Consider the following 1047-nt stretch of genomic DNA (forward strand, 5'->3'; position numbering starts at 1 on the left):
ACGCATCGAACACGTCTTAATGGAGGTCGGCCAAAAGTACACCGTTACTTTTGCGTGACTACTTAAGTGCGGACGGACAAGATGTTGCGGCCATCATGGCCGTGTTGAACGTGAGTCGTCCCACGGTTTACACCTGGTTCAACCGCTGGGAACGCGGGGGCCTGGCCGGCCTGGCCAACGCCGCCGGGCAGGGCCGGCGGCCCATCCTGGGGGCCGCCGACGAGGCGCCGGTGGTCGCGGCCGTGCGGGCCAACCGCCAGCAGCTCAAGGAGGTGGCCGTCACGTTGCGCCAGGAGTTGGCCAAAGACTTCTCGGCCCGCACCTTGCGCCGTTTTTTAAAAAGTGTGGCGGGAGCTGGCGGCGCTTCCGCCACGCCCTGAAAGAGGCCCAGGACCCGGAGGACTACGCCGACAAAGCCGAACGCCTGGGCTGGGTGCAGGAACTGGAAACAGCCGGCCACGTGGACGTGTATTACGGCGACGAATCCGGGTTTTGCCTGACCTCGGCCATCCCGTACGGCTGGCAGTTTCCCGGCGAGCACGTGGCCACCCGGCCCCGTCACGGCCCGCGGTTCAACGTGTTGGGCTTCTATAACGCGGCCACCAACGAGTTGCACACCGCCGCCCGCGAGGGGACGCTGGACGCGGCCTTCGTCATCGACACGCTTGATGCCTGGGCCGCCACCCGCACCCGACCCACGGTGCTCGTGCTCGACAACGCCAAAATCCATCACGCGGCCGCCTTTCAGGCCCGAATCCAGGCCTGGCAGCAACAGGACGTGTACATTTTCTACCTGCCCACCTACAGCCCCCACCTCAACAAAATCGAGACCCTCTGGCGCAAAATCAAGTACGAGTGGCTCCGCCCGGAAGCCTACACCAGTTTCCAGACCCTCAAAACGGCGGTATGGCACATCCTCGACCGAGTGGGCCAGCAGTACACCATCCAGTTTAAAATCTAATATAGATAAAATAAATCTGGCTTAGAAGCTGTTTGAGTTAGCAGAACTTCAGGGTTCTGCGAATGTTAACTATTGCAATCCAGGCA

2 protein-coding genes are annotated in these 1047 nt (G+C 61.5%); both read left to right on the forward strand.

Going from position 1 to position 1047, the window contains the following annotated elements:
- The first annotated feature begins 50 nt into the window (after positions 1-50).
- Positions 51-380 carry a helix-turn-helix domain-containing protein gene (locus IEW17_RS20615; RefSeq protein WP_188563948.1) on the forward strand — a complete coding sequence of 110 codons (330 nt, stop codon included), beginning with the start codon at positions 51-53 and terminating at the stop codon, positions 378-380.
- Complete coding sequence (locus IEW17_RS20620; protein ID WP_229749187.1) at positions 377-961, forward strand: IS630 family transposase; 585 nt, start codon at positions 377-379, stop codon at positions 959-961. The genes IEW17_RS20615 and IEW17_RS20620 overlap by 4 nt, the downstream gene beginning before the upstream one ends.
- The last annotated feature ends 86 nt before the right edge of the window (positions 962-1047 follow it).

Source organism: Hymenobacter frigidus (assembly GCF_014640435.1).
Lineage (GTDB): Bacteria > Bacteroidota > Bacteroidia > Cytophagales > Hymenobacteraceae > Hymenobacter > Hymenobacter frigidus.